We start from the raw sequence: 17994 nt of genomic DNA, 5'->3' as shown, positions 1-17994 counted from the left end.
TTTCAAAGCAGCAATCGAGACAGACGTGCAAACCCAGCGGCGTACCTGCTGATCGTGGCTTTCGTAGAAAACATTACTCTAAGCGTAACGGTTCGCCGTTCATCTTGATTGATACAGTCATCCAATAGCTCCTAAGGTAGCTCCACGTAAGCGAACCCGTGGAGTGAGCATGACAACAACAATATCCCCCGACTCGCGCTGGACGCGGCGGCGCAGTGAAAAACAGCGCCGCCTGGAGCAGGTGCGGGGTCTCGCCGATGGCGTGGTGTTGCCCACCGACAAGATCGTTGCGGCGCTGGAGGCTTTGATCCTGCCTGGTGACCGCGTGGTACTGGAGGGCAACAATCAGAAGCAGGCGGACTTTTTATCCCGTTCCCTGGCCAAGGCCGATCCGGCCAAGCTGCATGACCTGCATATGATCATGCCCAGCGTCGGCCGCTCCGAGCACCTGGACCTGTTCGAACGAGGCATTGCGCGCAAGCTCGATTTCTCCTTCGCCGGCACCCAGAGTTTGCGCATCAGCCAGTTGCTTGAAGATGGTCTGCTGGAAATCGGCGCGATCCACACCTACATCGAACTCTACGCCCGACTGGTGGTGGACCTGATTCCCAACGTGGTGCTCTCGGCCGGTTTCATGGCCGACCGTGCCGGCAATATCTACACCGGGCCGAGCACCGAGGACACTCCGGCGCTGATCGAGCCGGCGGCCTTCAGCGACGGCATTGTGATCGTCCAGGTCAACCAGTTGGTGGACGACGTCAGCGAGTTGCCCCGCGTGGACATTCCCGCGTCCTGGGTGGATTTCGTGGTGGTGGCCGACAAACCGTTCTACATCGAACCGCTGTTCACCCGCGACCCTCGGCACATCAAGCCTGTGCATGTGCTGATGGCGATGATGGCGATCCGTGGGATCTACGAAAAGCACAACGTTCAGTCGCTCAACCACGGCATCGGTTTCAACACTGCCGCCATCGAATTGATCTTGCCGACCTACGGCGAATCGCTTGGGCTCAAGGGCAAGATCTGCCGCAACTGGACCCTCAATCCGCACCCGACGCTGATTCCGGCCATCGAAAGTGGCTGGGTCGAAAGCGTGCATTGCTTCGGCACCGAACTGGGGATGGAGAACTACATCGCCGCACGCCCGGATGTGTTTTTCACCGGCCGCGACGGTTCCCTGCGTTCCAATCGAATGTTCTGCCAACTGGCCGGGCAGTACGCGGTGGACCTGTTTATTGGCGCAACCTTGCAGGTGGACGGCGACGGCCATTCTTCTACCGTGACCCGTGGACGCCTGGCCGGTTTCGGCGGCGCGCCGAACATGGGCCACGACCCGCGTGGCCGCCGCCACGGCACTCCGGCCTGGCTCGACATGCGTCATGACGATGCCCCCGAAGCGATGCTCGAACGTGGCAAGAAGCTGGTAGTGCAAATGGTCGAGACCTTCCAGGAGGGCGGCAAACCGACCTTCGTTGAAACCCTCGATGCGGTTGAAGTGGCGAAGAAAAGCGGCATGCCGCTGGCCCCGATCATGATCTACGGCGACGACGTCACTCATTTGCTCACCGAAGAAGGCATCGCCTATTTGTACAAGGCGCGCTCCCTGGAAGAACGCCAGGCAATGATCGCGGCCGTGGCCGGGGTCACTGCCATCGGCCTGCGACACAACCCCAAAGACACTGCGCGCATGCGTCGCGAAGGGTTGATCGCCTTGCCCGAAGACCTCGGCATCCGCCGCACCGACGCCACCCGTGAACTGCTGGCGGCGAAAAGCGTCGCCGATCTGGTGGAGTGGTCGGGTGGCTTGTACAACCCGCCCGCCAAATTCAGGAGCTGGTAATGCACGCACTTAATCTGCAACCCAAGCGCCTGACCCTGGCCGAACGGCTGGCGGACCTGGCGGTAGACGCGCTGATCGACGAAGCCGACCTGTCACCCAAACCGGCGCTGGTCGATCGTCGCGGCAACGGTGCCCACAGCGATTTGCACCTGGGGCTGATGCACGCTTCGGCACTGTCGCTGTGGCCGGCCTTCAAGGACATGGCGCAAGCAGCTATCACGTTTGGCGAAGTCGGCCTGCCGCTGCGCGAGGCCCTTGGGCAAATCGGTCGCGACGGCGAACAAACGATGCTGGCCACCACCGATGGCGTGAACACCCATCGCGGAGCGATCTGGGCTTTGGGCCTGTTGGTCGCAGCCGCTGCGCTGGAGCCTGAATCCAGTGGCGCCAGCGCGGTCACTGTGCGCGCCGCACGTCTGGCCTTACTCGAAGATCGCCATGCGCCACGGCCGTTCAGCCACGGCGCTCAAGTAGCACAACGTTACGGGGCGCGAGGCGCTCGGGAAGAGGCACAACTAGGCTTTCCGGCCGTGATGCAATTCGGCTTGCCGCAACTCCAACGTAGCCGCGCCAATGGCAGCGGCGAACAGAACGCCCGGCTCGATGCCTTGCTGGCGATCATGAGCACGCTCGCCGATACCTGCGTGCTTTACCGCGCAGGCGAGCAGGGGTTGCAAACGATGCAACTCGGCGCCCGCTCGGTGCTGGAGGCGGGCGGCAGTGCCAGCCTGGCCGGTCGGCGCCGGTTGCATGAGCTGGACCAACAATTAATTGCGTTGAATGCCTCGCCGGGCGGCGCTGCGGATTTGCTCGCAGCCTGTCTGTTTATCGACCGTATCTCATCTTGCGACGGCGTCATCCAGGGAGCTTTCTGATGGAAACCTTATCCTTTGAATTCCCCGCCGGGCAGCCGGCGCGGGGCAGGGCGCTGGTCGGCTGTGTCGGCTCGGGCGATCTCGAAGTACTGCTCGAACCGGGACAGGCCGGCACGCTGACGATCCAGGTGCAGACCTCGGTCAATGGCAGCCAACAGCGCTGGCAGCATTTGTTCGCACGGATGTTTGACGGCCAGACACCGCCAGCGATGACCATCGATATTCATGATTTCGGGGCCACGCCAGGCGTGGTGCGCTTGCGTCTGGAACAAGGCTTCGAGGAGATCGGCCATGAGTGATAGCGCAGCGCTGCTCAACAAACACAGCTTCGTCGAACTCGGTGCCCGGCAACGCGCCAAGGCCTTGCTCGACGCCGGGACCTTCCGTGAATTGCTTGACCCGTTCCAGCGCGTCATGTCGCCATGGCTGTCGCGCCAGGGCGTGGTACCGCAAGCCGATGACGGTGTGGTCATCGCCAAGGGCAGCATTGGCGGTTTGCCGGTGGTGATCGCCGCCATCGAAGGCGCCTTTCAGGGCGGCAGCCTAGGTGAAGTCGGCGGGGCGAAAATTGCCGGCGCGCTGGAACTGGCAGCCGAGGACAACCGCAAGGGCATCGCCACCCGCGCCGTGCTGTTGCTGGAAACCGGTGGAGTGCGTTTGCAGGAAGCCAACCTCGGGCTGGCGGCGATTGCCGATATTCACGCGGCGATTGTCGATTTGCGCCAGTACCAGCCGGTGATCGGTGTGGTGGCCGGCAGCGTCGGTTGTTTTGGCGGCATGTCGATTGCCGCCGGGTTGTGCAGTTATCTACTGGTCACTCAGGAAGCGCGACTTGGCCTTAATGGTCCGCAGGTGATCGAACAGGAAGCCGGGATCGAGGAATACGACTCGCGCGACCGTCCGTTCATCTGGAGCCTGTCCGGCGGCGAGCAACGGTTTGCCAGTGGGCTGGTGGATCGGTATGTCGCCGATGACGTGACGCAGATTCAGCAACAGGTCAGCGAGTTGTTGCTGCTAGGGCTGCCCGCTGAACAGCGCAGTCGTCAGGCGGATCGGTTCCTGCAACGCCTCGCGCGGCTGGATGCGGTGCCACAAATCGAGCCGGCAACGGTTCGCGATCTGTACCAAGGAGAGCACTCATGAGCGGTTATTCCCTGAGAGGTTTGCACTGGTTTCAAACCTTGAGTGCCGGCTCCACCGTCGTTGACGGATTGCCCGCTTCGTTGAAAGTCGCCGACGGCATGCTCGGCGAGCAGCCCGTGCGGTTTATCGCGGTGGTGGCCGATCCGCAGAACCGCTTTGTCCGCGCCCGTCACGGCGAGGTCGGTTTGTTGGAAGGCTGGGGTCTGGCCAAAGTGGTGGATGAAGTCATTGAAGCCGATCGCGCCAAACCGCAAAAACGCGCGCTGATCGCCATCGTCGATGTGCCGAGCCAGGCCTACGGTCGCCGCGAAGAAGCCCTTGGCATCCATCAGGCGCTGGCCGCTGCTGCGGACAGTTATGCCCGTGCACGACTGGCGGGGCATGCGGTGATCGGTTTGCTGGTGGGCAAGGCGATGTCCGGGGCGTTTCTGGCCCACGGTTATCAAGCCAACCGGCTGATTGCCTTGCGTGATCCTGGAGTAATGGTTCACGCCATGGGCAAGGTCTCGGCTGCACGGGTCACCCTGCGCAGCGTTGAAGAGCTTGAAGTGCTGGCCGCCAGCGTGCCGCCGATGGCCTATGACATCGACAGCTATGCCAGTCTTGGCCTGCTTTGGGAAACCCTGACGGTGGAGCAGATCGAGCAGCCGACCGCGAGCGATCTGGCGCGGGTCAGCGACTGCTTGCGCCAGGCCATTGGCGACGTTGAAAGCACCGGGGCTGATTTGAGCTCGCGTCTGGGCGCAACCAATCGTGCGGCATCGAGCAAGGTTCGCCAACTGCTGCGTGAGCAATGGTGAGCACGTTTCTGGCCCATGACCTGCTCTGGGGGCTGACCGCGGAGCAGTTGCCAGCGGACGCGCCGCGATGGGCCGTCGAGGTGACACGCAAGGGTCAGCCAGTCGTGGTTCGACGCGCCTTGAGTGCCGCAGATCAGGTTGCGGTAGGTGTACGTGGACCGTTGCGCGAGCAACGTTATGCCACGTGGATGGCGGTCGAGGCGATCCGGCACCGGATTCGACCGGAAGATCTTTGTCATGTCGAGGGTGATCGCGACCTGCCGGCCTTGCAGGCCCTGGCGCAATTGCGGCCAATGCTCGATGCCTGCGGTTGGGTCTGGGGCGTCAGCGGCAGCGCAGGGTTTGAGTTGGCCAGTGGTGTGACGGCCTTGCATGAACGCAGCGATCTCGACTTGATCCTGCGCACACCGCAACCCATGGACCGGGTTCAGGCGCAGGCACTGCTGACGTGGCTGGACGCCGCGGCGTGCCCGGTGGACATGCAATTGCAAACGCCACTGGGCGCGGTTGCCTTGCGCGAATGGGCCAGTCCGGCAAAGCGGGTGTTGCTAAAAAACGCCCACCAAGCACGGCTGGTAAATGATCCTTGGCAGCCACCGGAGCAACCAGCGTGAGCAGCCTGTTGGTGTTTCCCGGCCAGGGCGCGCAGCAGCCGGGCATGCTCCATCGTGTGCCCGAGGCGACTGTGATCGAGGCGAGCGAAGTGCTGGGGGAGGATGTTCTGCTGCTTGATTCTGCCCAGGCACTGAAATCGACCCGTGCGGTTCAGCTGTGTCTGCTGATCGCGGGAACAGCTGCAGCGCGCAGCTTGTTGCAGCAGGGATGTACAGCGGATTACGTGGCCGGGTTGTCCATCGGCGCGTACCCGGCGGCGGTGGTGGCGGGTGCGTTGCGTTTCAGCGATGCACTGCATCTGGTCAGCCTGCGGGGGGAGTTGATGCAACAGGCCTGGCCGCAGGGCTACGGCATGACCGCGATCATCGGTCTGGACCTCGCGACCGTGGAAGGCTTGCTGTCACGGGTTCACAGCATTGAAACACCGGTTTACCTGGCCAACATCAATGCCGACAACCAGATGGTGATTGCCGGCAGCGATGCGGCGATGAACGCCGTCGCCGAGTTGGCCCGAGGGTGTGGCGCAGGGGTGGCCAAACGGTTGGCGGTCAGCGTGCCGTCGCATTGCCCGCTGCTCGATGAGCCCGCGCAGGTGCTGGCCGAAGCGTTTGCCAAAGTGCCGTTGCAGCTACCGACAATCGGCTACCTGAGCGGCAGCCGCGCCCGGCCGATCCGTTCGGTCGAGGCGTTGCGCGAGGACCTGGCGTTCAACATGTGCCGGGTGGTGGACTGGCGCGGCACAGTACAAAGTGCCTACGAGCGTGGCGTGCGGTTGCACATCGAACTGCCGCCCGGTGCGGTGCTGACAGGGTTGGCGCGACGGGTATTCGAACAGGGCACGGTGATCGCCTTCGATGGTGCTCGCCTGGACACGTTGCAAGCGCTGCTGCGTGAGGAGGGAAGTCGCCAACCCTAAACACCGCTCACGCTGCGAAGGACAAAAACAATAACTTCGACGATGCACTTTGAGGATAACAACAATGATTATTTACGGTGTGGCGCTGCTGGCGATCTGTACGCTGGCAGGGGTGATCATGGGTGACATGCTCGGCGTGTTGCTGGGCGTCAAGTCCAACGTCGGCGGGGTCGGTATCGCGATGATCCTGCTGATTTTCGCGAAGCTGTGGATGCACAAGCGCGGTGGCATGACCAAGGATTGCGAGTTGGGTGTCGGCTTCTGGGGCGCCATGTACATTCCGGTGGTGGTGGCCATGGCCGCGCAACAGAACGTCGTCGCCGCCTTGCACGGCGGCCCGGTGGCGGTGTTGGCGGCCATCGGTTCGGTGGTGATCTGTGGTTGCACTATTGCCCTGATCAGCCGGATCCACAAAGGCGAGCCGTTGCCGGACGAACCGGTCGACAGTGTCTCGATCACCGCTGCAGCAGGAGGTCGCTGATATGTGGAATCTCATGGAAGCGGGTCTGAAACATAACGATCTGGTCACCGCGTTCGCGTTCGTCGGGGTGATCATGTGGATCTCCGTCGTGCTCTCCAAACGCCTGACATTCGGACGGATTCACGGCTCGGCGATTGCCATAGTCATCGGCCTGGTGCTGGCCTGGGTCGGCGGCACACTCACCGGTGGGCAGAAAGGTCTGGCAGACATTTCGTTATTTTCCGGTATCGGCCTGATGGGCGGCGCCATGCTGCGGGACTTTGCGATCGTCGCCACGGCGTTCGAAGTGCAGGCCACCGAAGCACGCAAGGCCGGGTTGATCGGCGCGCTCGCGCTGCTGCTCGGCACGGTGCTGCCGTTTATCGTCGGTGCATGCATCGCCTGGGCATTCGGCTATCGGGATGCAGTGAGCATTACCACCATTGGTGCCGGTGCGGTGACCTACATTGTTGGCCCGGTGACGGGTGCGGCGATTGGCGCCAGTTCCGACGTGGTCGCGCTATCGATTGCCACCGGCTTGATCAAGGCGATTCTGGTGATGGTCGGCACGCCGATGGCTGCTCGCTGGATGGGGCTCGATAACCCGCGCTCGGCGATGGTCTTCGGTGGGTTGGCCGGCACTGTCAGCGGTGTGACGGCGGGCCTGGCAGCGACGGATCGGCGGTTGGTGCCGTATGGGGCGCTGACGGCGACGTTTCATACCGGACTCGGGTGCTTGCTGGGGCCGTCGTTGCTGTACTTCATCGTTCGCGGGATTGTGGGATAGGGCTTTGATTATTTGTTGAATGGGCTGCCGTCTTCGCGAGCAGGCTCGCTCCCACATTGGAATGCGTTCCCCTGTGGGAGCGAGCCTGCTCGCGATGGGTGCGCCTCGGTTTCAGGCCTGCCGATTGGCATACATCCGACACTCCGCCAACAACGCCAGCAGGTTCGGGTCGCGCTCCTTGGCCTTTAGAAATACCACTCCAATGTGCTGCTGCAACCGATAGCGCTCCTGCAACGGGATCAGCTTCACCCGGTTCTCGTAGACCGCCGCAATCCGCCCTGGCAGCAGCGCATAACCGACTCCGGAGCTGACCATGCTCAGCAGCGTGAAGATGTCGTTGACCTGCATCGCCACCTTGGGCTCGAACCCCGCCTGCTTAAACACCCGGATACTGTCCTGATGCGTGGCGAAGCCCTGGGTCAGGGTAATGAAGGTCTCGTTGCGCACCTCGGCGAGATCGACTTCGGCGCGTTGGGCAAACGGTGAGTCGGCCGGCGTGGCGAGGAAGATGTCGTCGGAAAACAGCGGGATCTGCTCGCAGTCCGGGTCGTTGACGCTGTCGTCCAGGGACACCAGGATCGCGTCGACTTCCATGTTCTTGAGCTTGTACAGCAGGTCGATGTTCGAACCGAGGATCAGGTCGATGTTGAGTTCGCTGCGGCGGATCTTCAGGCCCATGATCAACTGCGGCACAGTCTTGACTGTCAGTGAATACAACGAGCCGAGCTTGAAGCGTTCGGCCGAAAACCCCGCGGCTTCGCGGGTCAGGCGCACGCTTTCGAGCACATCCTGAATCAGCTTCTGCGCCCGCTCTTCGAGTACATAGGCGCTTTCCAGTGGCGTCAGGTTACGCCCCTCATGCTTGAACAGCGGGCAGCGCAGTGCGCTTTCCAGCGAGTGAATGGCCCGGTGCACGCTGACGTTGCTGGTCTGCAGTTCGACCGCCGCACGGGCCAGGTTGCCGGTGCGCATGAACGCCAGGAACACTTCCAGTTTTTTCAGGGTCAGTTCTTCGTCGATCAGCATGGCCATCACTCTTTTTCAGTCCGTTGATTATGCCCATGCGCTGTTGCGTTGTCCGATGTGCGGTTGCGTTCCTGTCAGGTCGGTGTTGACCGTCGTAACCTGCGACTTGAAGCGCTCATTCAACCGAATAACGTGATGAGTGTTTGTGTGCGTCATCAGCAGGCACTTCGGTTCCGTGCGCAGCCATAGTGTGCATTTGCGTGCGCATTAATGGTGCAAGGATGAAATTTGATGTACGGGTCTGAAGGAATGGTATTACAAAGCTCATAAAAAAGAGTGGGTAAAAATTTCCCGTTTACAGGGCAATAAAGTCAACTTGTTTACCCAATGCACCGATTTTGTTCGCGCCAGAGTTGTGCAAACGATAAGTGCAATAAACGTTTCAGCGTGTTACAAGAAAAACACCATAAAAATGAACGGAAATGTCGCCTCAGTATCATTGCTAGAGGTTTTTCCGATTTTTAGCGGCCCTGGCGTTGCGTGGGCACAGCCCTTGCAAAAGCACTTTCAAACCACCGGAAGTGTGGTTTTTGCGAGAAAAAGAAACTGGGGGCGTTACAAGTAGGAGCGCCAGTAAGCTAATCCGGAAACGGCCAGATCTCTGACGCCAGAATGCGTCAGGACGCTGTCGGAATCGTGAGCTTCCAGCTTCATAAAGGGACAGGAAGTTCACGGTGCACACTGAGGTGCTTTACAGAAACAGCACTCACTAAAACAACGTAAGGCTTCATCTATTGGAATGACAAAGTTATAAAAAAATGCCGGCTGTATCGCGGCAAGGAGTGGGGTATGTCCCGAGCTTTTTTTAATGAAATGTATGATGCGAGTGGTGGCTGCCGGCCACATTACCAGGAGTTTGCGCGCTGGTTGGCGGACACGCCCCTGGAGCTGCTGGATCAGCGTCGTCGCGAAGCCGACCTGTTGTTCCATCGAGCCGGTATCACCTTCACGTTATATGGGGACGAGCAGGGCACCGAGCGGTTGATTCCGTTCGACATCATTCCACGCAGCATCAAGGCCAGCGAATGGCAGATAGTCGAGCGTGGCTGCATTCAGCGGGTCCAGGCCTTGAACATGTTCCTGGCCGATATCTATCATGGGCAACGGATTCTCAAGGAGGGCATTATTCCGGCCGAACAGGTGTTGGCCAACGAGGGTTATCAGGTCGCCATGCAGGGCCTGAATCTGCACCGCGGCATCTATGCGCACATCTCCGGGGTCGATCTGGTCCGCGATGGCGATGGCAGTTACTACGTACTCGAAGACAATCTGCGCACACCCAGCGGCGTCAGCTACATGCTCGAAGACCGCAAGATGATGATGCGCCTGTTTCCCGAACTCTTCTCCGCCCAGCGTGTGGCGCCCATCGACCACTACCCGAACCTGCTGCTGGACACCCTCAAGAGCTCCAGCCCCCTGGACAACCCGACGACCGTGGTACTGACCCCGGGTCGCTTCAACAGCGCTTACTTCGAACACGCGTTCCTGGCCCGTGAAATGGGCGTGGAACTGGTTGAAGGCGCCGATCTGTTCGTCCGCGACGATCATGTCTACATGCGCACTACTGCCGGCCCGAAGCAGGTGGATGTGATTTATCGGCGCCTCGACGATGCATTTCTCGACCCGCTGTCCTTCAATCCGGACTCCATGCTGGGCGTGCCCGGGCTAGTGGCAGTCTATCGCGCGGGGAATGTGATCCTCGCCAATGCCATCGGCACCGGTGTGGCGGATGACAAATCGATCTACCCCTATGTGGGCGAAATGATCCGTTTCTACCTAGACGAGGAGCCGATTCTCAAGAACGTTCCCACCTGGCAATGTCGCAAACCAGAAGAGCTGTCCCACGTGCTGGCCAATCTTCCCGAGCTGGTAGTCAAGGAAACCCAGGGTTCCGGGGGCTACGGGATGCTGGTCGGCCCGGCCGCCACGGCGGCGGAAATCGAGGACTTCCGCGCGCGTCTCAAGGCCCGCCCCGAAGCCTATATCGCCCAGCCGACGCTGTGCCTGTCCACGTGCCCGACCTTTGTCGAAAGCGGCATCGCCCCACGCCACATCGACCTGCGCCCGTTTGTGTTGTCGGGCCGTGAAACCCGCCTGGTGCCCGGCGGCCTGACCCGCGTGGCATTGCGCGAAGGCTCGCTGGTGGTGAACTCGTCCCAGGGCGGCGGCACCAAAGACACTTGGGTAGTGGAGGACTAAGACATGCTTTCAAGAACCGCTTCGGACCTCTACTGGATGTCCCGTTATCTGGAGCGTGCCGAAAACCTGGCGCGCATGCTCGAAGTCAGTTACTCGCTGTCGCTGATGCCCCAGGCCGGCCGCACCGATGGCCATGCCGAGCTGTCGATGTCGCTGTTGGCCGCCGGCACGCTGGACGACTACAACCAGCGCTACGGCGAACTCAACACCGAGCGCATGCTGCACTTCTTCGCGCTGGATGAAACCAACCCCGGCAGTATCTATTGCTGCCTGCAAGCGGCGCGGGCCAACGCCCATGCGGTGCGCGGACGGATCACCGCCGACATGTGGGAGAACATCAACGCCACCTGGCTGGAGATGCGCAACATCGCCCGCAATGGCCTGGGGCGTTATGGCATCAGCCATTTCTGCGAATGGGTCAAAGAGCGCTCGCACCTGTTCCGCGGGGCGACCTCCGGCACCATCATGCGCAACGATGCCTACTGCTTCATTCGACTGGGCACCTTCCTCGAACGCGCCGACAACACTCTGCGCCTGCTGGATGCGCGCTACGAAATGTACGGAGAGGAGTCGGAGGAGGTGAGCGACAACTCGGCCCGCGGCTACTACCAATGGAGCGCCTTGTTGCGTGCCTTGTCGTCTTTCGAGGCGTTCAACGAACTCTACCGCAATGCGCCGAACGCCGAGCAGGTCTCCGAGATGCTGCTGTTGCGCGCCGCCGTTCCGCGTTCGCTGCACGCCTGCATCGAGGAGCTGGACCAGATCCTCGCCAGCCTGCCGGGCAGTAACGGGCGGGCGGCCCAGCGGCTGGCCGCCGAATTGAATGCGCGGCTGCGCTACACCGGGATCGACGAGATTCTCGGCTTCGGTCTGCATCTCTGGCTGACTGATTTCATCTCCCAGGTTCGCCATCTCGGCCAGACCGTCCACGAATCCTATCTGGAGGTCGTATGAAACTGTCCATACGCCACGACACCACCTACAGCTACACCGACGAAGTCTGCACCAGCATCCAGTTCCTGCGTTTGACGCCCAAGAACACCGAGCGCCAGCACATTCTGGAATGGCACCTGGAACTGCCGCGCCTGGTACGTAGCCAGCTCGATCCATACGGCAACATCCTGCATGTATTGACGATGGATGAGCCCCACGGCGCCCTTGTGCTGACCGCTTATGGTCAGGTTGAAATCGACCAGATGCTGGAGGTGGAGCACGACACTCAGTCGCCGTTGCCGTTCTTGCGCACCGGTCATCTGACCAAGGCTGACGACGCTCTCAACGCCTTTGCCATACAGCGGTGCGGCACGCGGCGTGATCGCGGGGCGTTGATTGACCTGATGAATGGCCTCGCCGATCACATGGTCTACAGCCCGGGCGCTACAACGGTGGACACCACCGCAGCCGATGCCTTTGCCGCCGGCGTCGGGGTCTGCCAGGACCATACCCATGCCTTCCTGGCCTGCGCTCGCAGCCTGGGCATTCCTGCGCGCTACGTCTCCGGTTATCTGTGCACGGAAGATGAAAGTCATCTGGCCAGTCATGCTTGGGCCGAAGCCTGGCTCGACGATGGTTGGTACAGCTTCGACGTCACCAACCGATTGGCGCGACCCGAGCGCCATCTGAAACTGGCGGTGGGCCTCGAGTACCTCGACGCTTGCCCGGTGCGTGGCATGCGTCGCGGGGGAGGGGCCGAGCACATGCTTGCGCGGGTCCAGGTGTCGTCCCAGTTGCAGGTACAGCACCAGTAAAAACTCACCCGCACCGTCACCATAACCGGCTATACCGTCTCCATGACGGTATGGCCGCTCATCATTCAGATCTTCGGCCAGCCACGCCCGCATCCGCGCCTTTCTCAGTCGGGTGCTGTGAGCCCGAACATCCCTGATGTGTGAGACCTGCCATGTTCACATTTTCTGCCCATGAGTATCCCTACGCCTCACAGCGTCAAAGTGTTTTCGCTAAACGCGGCATGGTCGCCGCCTCCCAGCCGTTGGCCGCCGAAGCCGGTATCGAGATCATGCGGCGCGGTGGCAACGCCATTGACGCCGCGATTGCCACGGCTGCAGCGTTGACCGTGGTCGAGCCGACCGGTTGCGGTATTGGCGGCGACGCCTTTGCGCTGGTCTGGACGCAGAACAAACTGCATGGCTTGAGCGCCAATGGCGGGGCCCCGCAGGCCCTGAGCATCAAAGCGGTGAGAGCCGCCGGCCACGAAAAAATGCCATTGCACGGATGGACACCCGTGACAGTTCCAGGCTGCCCGTCGGCCTGGGCTGAGCTGTCCAAACGTTTCGGTCGTCTGCCCTTTGCTGAGGTGTTGCAGCCAGCCATCAGTTTGGCGCACGACGGTTTTCCGGTGTCACCCGTGGTTGCTCTTCAATGGCAATCCGCATTGGAGAACTTCACCCCGAGCCGCAACGAAGTGCTCGATAGCTGGTTCGAAACCTTCTTGATTGACGGCCGGGCACCCCGCGCTGGCGAGATGTTTCTCAACCCGGCTCAGGCGCAGACCCTGACAGAACTCGCGGCTACAGGTTGCGAAAGCTTTTATCGTGGGGCACTGGCGCAACGGTTGGACGCCCATTCCAGGGCGACCGGCGGGTATCTGCGCGCTAGTGATCTGCAGGGTTATCGCGCCCAATGGGTCGAGCCGATCAAGGTCAATTATCGAGGCTATGACGTCTGGGAGATTCCGCCGAGCGGCCAGGGCCTCGTGGCATTGATGGCCTTGAAGATTATCGAGGGTTTCGACTTCGATCACCGCGACAGTCAGCAGACCTGGCACCGTCAGCTTGAGGCCATGAAACTCGCTTACAGCGACGGCCTGCATTACATCACTGACCCGCAGCACATGCGGGTCGCGGTGGAGGATTTACTCAGCGAAAACTATGTTGCCCATCGTCGGGCACAGATCGGTGAGCAAGCGCTGGCCCCACAACCGGGTGATCCAACCGCCAGCGGCACGGTGTACCTGGCCACCGCCGACGCCGAAGGCAACATGGTTTCGTTTATCCAAAGCAACTACCACGGTTTTGGCTCCGGCGTGGTACTGCCTGACAGCGGCATAGCCCTGCAAAACCGCGGTGAAGAGTTCAGCCTTGATCCGGCGCACTCGAACTGCCTGGCACCCGGCAAAAAGACCTTCCACACCATAATCCCGGGCTTTCTCAGCAAGGACGGTATGGCGATGGGCCCCTTTGGCGTGATGGGTGGCTACATGCAGCCCCAAGGGCATGTGCAGATGGTCATGAACCTGGTGGATTTKGGCCTCAACCCGCAAGCGGCGCTGGATGCACCGCGTTGGCAGTGGCTGGGCGGGCTGCAGGTCGGCATCGAGCAGGATGCTTCGCGGGACATGGCCGCAGCCCTGGCCCGCCGCGGGCATCAAGTGCAAGTGGCCTGCGACCTGACCCGTTATGGGCGTGGGCAGATCATCCTGCGCGATCCTGAAACGGGCGTGTTGTGTGGCGGAACCGAGCCGCGAACGGACTCGCATATCGCTGTTTTTTGAGGGACAGGTGAGTGGCGAGGGTGCTGTATCCTCGCCTGCTGGTCTCCAAACGGAAACTGAATGACCGTTGCGCCAGAGCAATCAGCCGGCCGGCTCGGCCGTACAACTCATTTCCGCTGAGCGCGGCTTTTGGAAAAGGATCACGTTGTCGTTTTGCCAGAAGCTGTAATTCCCCTGGTAATCCTTACCCGTGTATTGGGTTCCCGAATCACTCGGCACCTGGCTCAGGGTGATCGAAGTATTCGCCCATTTCAGGTACACGACACCCGGTTGCGTGCTGAAGAAGGTGGCGGTAATCAGTGCGTCAAACCCTGTACAACGAAAAGCCAGGGGACCCTCGGTGAGCCGGTCTGGATCCTTGGTTCTCACAATTGCCGAGCCTTGGCGCAACTGGTGCGCGCGTTCGGCATAACTCCGGATCGTGCACGCCTTGGGCGCGGGCGCGGAGGCACATTGATTACGGGCCTCGATCCAGAACTGCTGATCGATCATGACTTTGTCTGGAGGCGGTGCTGAATGTTCATCCGTGAGCGCCAGGCGATAAAGACGCGTCAGTTCGATGTCCATCTGCGCCAGTTGTGGATCGCGACAGATCAGCTTTTCAATGGACGCCTTTGCCTGGGCGCAGTCGAAACTGGTCTTGAAGATTGGCGATGGAGGGGCAGCGTTCGCACAGGTGCTTGTCGCCGCGCACACGCTGGCAGCAAGCAGACAGGTGAAAAGGGCGGTGACCGTTTTCATGTTGGTTTCACCCGGATCATGAGGTGATGCCATGGATTGCCGTGGGACCTATCGATCCGTTGAACAGTGGGTGTATCGCAGTGTAAGGCAGTGCTCAGAACTTGCCATACCGCCCGGCGGACCTGAGTCGGCCGCCTGGATGCACTTTTATAAAGCGCTATGCGTAACGATTTGCACCAGCGGGAGACAGTGCAATGAGCTTTCGCCTCCCTCTATCGCTCAGGAGCCTGGGTTCGCACACAGGATGAAGCGTCCTGCTGCCGACTGGCACAAAGGCTGCAAGGCTCGTATCAGGTTCATCTGGAACGGACTCCAGTGGACAGCCCCCTCGATCAACGACGATCGATTGGCCGAACAGGTCATGGGCAACGTCGGTACATCGGGCATGGATGTCTGGTTTTAACACCGCAGTAAGAACAGGCAAAGGCGCCTGGAACCGAAAGGTTTCAGGCGTTTTTTTTTTTGCTTTTTTAAGCGTGATTGACGTCGGAGGTCCGTATGAAAACAGCCGCACAATTGCTGAAGCTGAAGGTCGTGCAAAACCAGCACGTACATAGCATCGCGCCAGACCAGATGGTCCTTGAAGCGCTGAAGCTGATGGCCGAAAAGAACGTCGGTGCGCTACCCGTCATAGAGGAGGGGCAGGTAGTCGGCGTCATCAGCGAACGCGACTATGCACGCAAGGTCGTTCTGCAGGGGCGCTCTTCGGTCGGTACGCCGGTCAGGGACATCATGAGCGCGCCCGTGGTGACGGCAGACAGTCAGCAGAGCATCGAGCGTTGCATGGAGGTCATGACCGACAGTCATTTGCGCCATTTACCGGTGGTGGAAGGCGACCAGTTGATTGGCCTGTTGTCGATTGGTGATCTGGTCAAAGAAGCCATCGCCGAGCAGGCCGACTTGATACGGCAACTGGAACATTACATTCGCGGACATTGAAACGACCAGGAGTGAGGTGGAATCAGGGTTTACGCGGACATGAAGTTTCAAATGTGCTGCCCGTCGGGCAGGTACTAATCAGGGAGCATTTGATTTGGCCAAGTTAAGCACGGCTCAACGTATCGTCATCGGCTTTGCAATCGCGCCGTTGGTGCTGACAGGCCTGGCGTTCTATGCGTTGCACGATCTGGCAACGCTGAAGGATCAGGCAATGGTGATCGTCAAACAGGACTGGCCGAAAATCGATCCGATCATGGCCATTGCCACAGGGGTACGGGACAACGCCAGGAACACCCGGGATCTGCTGATCGACAAAGACAATCAGCAAGCGCAACAGGCCATCGATGCCACCAAAAAGCGCATCAGCCAGGCACTTGAAACGCTCGAACCGTTGTTCGATCTACCCGAAGGCAAGGCTGCCTATGTGGCCCTGAAGAAGAATCGCGAGGCTTATGTCGCCGCGTTCACCCAGGTGCAGGCGTTGATCAGGCAAGGTGCCTTTGATGCTGCGATGGCGCAGTTGAAACAGCAAGTGATCCCCGCCGAACAGCTGGTTTATAAAAGCCTGGACGTGCTGATGGCACAGCAAGGGCAGATCTTCGCCGATCGTGAAAGGTCGGCGCAGGCCCTGTACAGCGATGCGCGGCTGAACATGCTGGGGTTGCTGGTTTTCTGCCTGGCCTCGGTCACCGCCGCGGCGGTCATCGTGACGCGTAGTGTCACCCGACCCTTGGGGGGAGAGCCCGATGTTGCTGCGCGGGCACTGAGTCAAATTGCGCAAGGCGATCTGACGATTCAAGTGCCAGTAAATGCTGATGCCGACGGTAGCGTGATGATGAACATGCACCAGATGCAGCAAAGCCTGAACGCGATGGTTAAGCACATCGCGGCGTCGGTCGATCAGGTGGCCAGTTCGTCCGAAGAGCTGAGTGCTGTCAGCAGCCAGACCCGTGACAGTTTGCAGTTGCAGGGCCTGGAGATCGAGCAGGCTGCAGCGGCGATCAATCAAATGACGGCGGCCGTCGACGAGGTCGCACGCAATGCCGTCAGCACCAGCGAGGCGTCCCGGGTGTCCGAGCAAACCGCGCAGCGCGGCCGTGAACATGTTCAGGAAACGGTGGCCTCGATAGGCACGCTGGCGGACGGCATGACGGATACCTCACAGCGTATCCAGCAATTGGCCGGGCGTGTGCAAGACATCAGCACGGTGCTGGACGTGATTCGCAGCATTGCCGAGCAAACCAATCTGCTGGCCCTCAACGCGGCGATTGAAGCAGCCCGTGCCGGGGATGCCGGACGTGGTTTTGCGGTCGTCGCCGACGAGGTGCGGGCACTGGCCCATCGCACTCAGGTGTCGACCCAGGAAATCGAGCAGATGATTGGCAACATTCGGCTCGATACCGGACACGCGGTGACTGCCATGCAAAGCAGCGGTCACCTGGTACAGACGACCCTGGAAGTCGCGCAACGCTCCGGCGAGGCGCTGGAAGCGATCACCCGGTCAATCTCGCAGATCAATGAGCGCAACCTGATGATCGCCAGCGCCACGGAGGAGCAGGCATTGGTCGCTCGTGAGGTGGATCGTAACCTGGTGAGCATTCGTAACGTGTCCGGGCAGGTCTTGCTGGGTGCCCAGCATACCCACACCGCCGGTCTGGAATTGGCGCAGATGGCAGGAGCACTGCACCAGACGGTGGCGCGCTTCAAAATCTAAACGGGCATGGGCTGGCTAGCAATCACTAACGAAAAATGGGAGCTGCTCCGTGCGGGAGCGAGCCTGCTCGCGATGACGGCTTGACATTCAACATTGCAGCTGACTGTCAGACCGCTATCGTGAGCAGGCTCGCTCCCACAAAAAGCCCGCTCCCACATTACAGTTGTTAACCCGCCGTCAGCGGGTCAACAGCACTTCGGCCCAGCCTTGCTACCGTAACGAGCCTCCTGGCGCTCCCGGAAGAACGCCTCGTAGCTCATCACCGGTTTGTCCGGGTGCTTGGTTTGCATATGCTCGACGTAGGTGTCGTAGTCGGGCATGCCGACCATCAGGCGCGCGGCCTGACCGAGGTATTTACCGAGGCGACTCAGGTCATTGAACATGCTTGCAACCCTCGATTACGCTTCTGGAACAGCCTGGAATGGCGA

At 60.6% G+C, this 17994-nt stretch carries 19 protein-coding genes; 16 read left to right on the top strand and 3 right to left on the bottom strand.

What is annotated here, in order from left to right:
• The first annotated feature begins 169 nt into the window (after positions 1–169).
• The 9 genes from mdcA to madM all read left to right on the top strand — a co-directional run bounded on the left by mdcA (position 170) and on the right by madM (position 7436).
• Positions 170–1840 carry a malonate decarboxylase subunit alpha gene (mdcA, locus tag AC1DHT_RS10330; RefSeq protein WP_427540185.1) on the top strand — a complete coding sequence of 557 codons (1671 nt, stop codon included), beginning with the start codon at positions 170–172 and terminating at the stop codon, positions 1838–1840.
• Entirely contained in the window at positions 1840–2715 is an 876-nt protein-coding gene (locus tag AC1DHT_RS10325) for a triphosphoribosyl-dephospho-CoA synthase (protein WP_427540188.1), read from the top strand. The genes mdcA and AC1DHT_RS10325 overlap by 1 nt, the downstream gene beginning before the upstream one ends.
• Positions 2715–3014 (top strand): malonate decarboxylase subunit delta, encoded by a 300-nt coding sequence (locus tag AC1DHT_RS10320; RefSeq protein ID WP_427540191.1) that lies wholly within the window; start codon positions 2715–2717, stop codon positions 3012–3014. The genes AC1DHT_RS10325 and AC1DHT_RS10320 overlap by 1 nt, the downstream gene beginning before the upstream one ends.
• Positions 3007–3858, top strand: coding sequence for a biotin-independent malonate decarboxylase subunit beta (locus tag AC1DHT_RS10315; protein ID WP_427540194.1), 852 nt, complete (start codon positions 3007–3009; stop codon positions 3856–3858). Before AC1DHT_RS10320 ends, AC1DHT_RS10315 begins: the two co-directional genes overlap by 8 nt.
• Complete coding sequence (gene mdcE / locus AC1DHT_RS10310) at positions 3855–4658, top strand: biotin-independent malonate decarboxylase subunit gamma (protein ID WP_427540197.1); 804 nt, start codon at positions 3855–3857, stop codon at positions 4656–4658. Before AC1DHT_RS10315 ends, mdcE begins: the two co-directional genes overlap by 4 nt.
• The gene (locus AC1DHT_RS10305; RefSeq protein ID WP_427540200.1) at positions 4652–5272 is read left to right on the top strand and encodes a malonate decarboxylase holo-ACP synthase; all 621 of its coding nucleotides are present in this window, start codon (positions 4652–4654) and stop codon (positions 5270–5272) included. Before mdcE ends, AC1DHT_RS10305 begins: the two co-directional genes overlap by 7 nt.
• Positions 5269–6189 (top strand): malonate decarboxylase subunit epsilon, encoded by a 921-nt coding sequence (gene mdcH, locus AC1DHT_RS10300; protein WP_427540203.1) that lies wholly within the window; start codon positions 5269–5271, stop codon positions 6187–6189. The genes AC1DHT_RS10305 and mdcH overlap by 4 nt, the downstream gene beginning before the upstream one ends.
• A gap of 64 nt (positions 6190–6253) precedes the next feature.
• Positions 6254–6670: a malonate transporter subunit MadL gene (gene madL / locus AC1DHT_RS10295; RefSeq protein ID WP_427540206.1), complete on the top strand. Its 417-nt coding sequence runs from the start codon at positions 6254–6256 to the stop codon at positions 6668–6670.
• 1 nt (position 6671) lies between these two features.
• Positions 6672–7436 carry a malonate transporter subunit MadM gene (gene madM, locus AC1DHT_RS10290; RefSeq protein ID WP_427527814.1) on the top strand — a complete coding sequence of 255 codons (765 nt, stop codon included), beginning with the start codon at positions 6672–6674 and terminating at the stop codon, positions 7434–7436.
• Between the two features lie 111 nt (positions 7437–7547).
• On the opposite strand, the gene AC1DHT_RS10285 is transcribed toward madM, so the two are convergent.
• Positions 7548–8462, bottom strand: coding sequence for a LysR family transcriptional regulator (locus tag AC1DHT_RS10285; RefSeq protein ID WP_427540209.1), 915 nt, complete (start codon positions 8460–8462; stop codon positions 7548–7550).
• Between the two features lie 789 nt (positions 8463–9251).
• Between AC1DHT_RS10285 and AC1DHT_RS10280 the strand changes: the two genes are divergently transcribed.
• The 4 genes from AC1DHT_RS10280 (at position 9252) to AC1DHT_RS10265 (ending at position 14172) form a co-directional block, all read left to right on the top strand.
• A complete protein-coding gene (locus tag AC1DHT_RS10280) occupies positions 9252–10661 on the top strand; it encodes a circularly permuted type 2 ATP-grasp protein (RefSeq protein WP_427540212.1) in 1410 nt (469 codons plus the stop codon).
• A gap of 3 nt (positions 10662–10664) precedes the next feature.
• Positions 10665–11615, top strand: a complete 951-nt coding sequence (locus AC1DHT_RS10275; protein WP_054597419.1) for an alpha-E domain-containing protein — start codon at positions 10665–10667, stop codon at positions 11613–11615.
• Positions 11612–12409 (top strand): transglutaminase family protein, encoded by a 798-nt coding sequence (locus tag AC1DHT_RS10270; RefSeq protein WP_427540216.1) that lies wholly within the window; start codon positions 11612–11614, stop codon positions 12407–12409. The genes AC1DHT_RS10275 and AC1DHT_RS10270 overlap by 4 nt, the downstream gene beginning before the upstream one ends.
• Before the next feature lie 152 nt (positions 12410–12561).
• Positions 12562–14172 carry a gamma-glutamyltransferase family protein gene (locus tag AC1DHT_RS10265; protein ID WP_477761347.1) on the top strand — a complete coding sequence of 537 codons (1611 nt, stop codon included), beginning with the start codon at positions 12562–12564 and terminating at the stop codon, positions 14170–14172.
• A gap of 81 nt (positions 14173–14253) precedes the next feature.
• Here the strand turns inward: AC1DHT_RS10265 and AC1DHT_RS10260 are convergent, their stop codons facing one another.
• Positions 14254–14913 carry an MliC family protein gene (locus AC1DHT_RS10260; RefSeq protein ID WP_427540222.1) on the bottom strand — a complete coding sequence of 220 codons (660 nt, stop codon included), beginning with the start codon at positions 14911–14913 and terminating at the stop codon, positions 14254–14256.
• A gap of 244 nt (positions 14914–15157) precedes the next feature.
• On the opposite strand from AC1DHT_RS10260, the gene AC1DHT_RS10255 reads away from it, so the two are divergent.
• The 3 genes from AC1DHT_RS10255 (at position 15158) to AC1DHT_RS10245 (ending at position 17566) form a co-directional block, all read left to right on the top strand.
• Entirely contained in the window at positions 15158–15316 is a 159-nt protein-coding gene (locus tag AC1DHT_RS10255; protein WP_427540225.1) for a hypothetical protein, read from the top strand.
• Between the two features lie 95 nt (positions 15317–15411).
• Positions 15412–15852: a CBS domain-containing protein gene (locus tag AC1DHT_RS10250; RefSeq protein WP_427540228.1), complete on the top strand. Its 441-nt coding sequence runs from the start codon at positions 15412–15414 to the stop codon at positions 15850–15852.
• A 94-nt stretch (positions 15853–15946) separates the two neighbouring features.
• Complete coding sequence (locus AC1DHT_RS10245; RefSeq protein ID WP_427540231.1) at positions 15947–17566, top strand: methyl-accepting chemotaxis protein; 1620 nt, start codon at positions 15947–15949, stop codon at positions 17564–17566.
• Positions 17567–17751: 185 nt separating this feature from the next.
• On the opposite strand, the gene AC1DHT_RS10240 is transcribed toward AC1DHT_RS10245, so the two are convergent.
• Positions 17752–17949 carry a YbdD/YjiX family protein gene (locus AC1DHT_RS10240; protein WP_216742984.1) on the bottom strand — a complete coding sequence of 66 codons (198 nt, stop codon included), beginning with the start codon at positions 17947–17949 and terminating at the stop codon, positions 17752–17754.
• Positions 17950–17994: the final 45 nt, after the last annotated feature.

Source organism: Pseudomonas sp. 05N432, assembly GCF_056396945.1.
The sequence above is the reverse complement of the archived record's forward strand: the minus strand, read 5'-3'. Positions and strand labels throughout refer to the sequence as shown.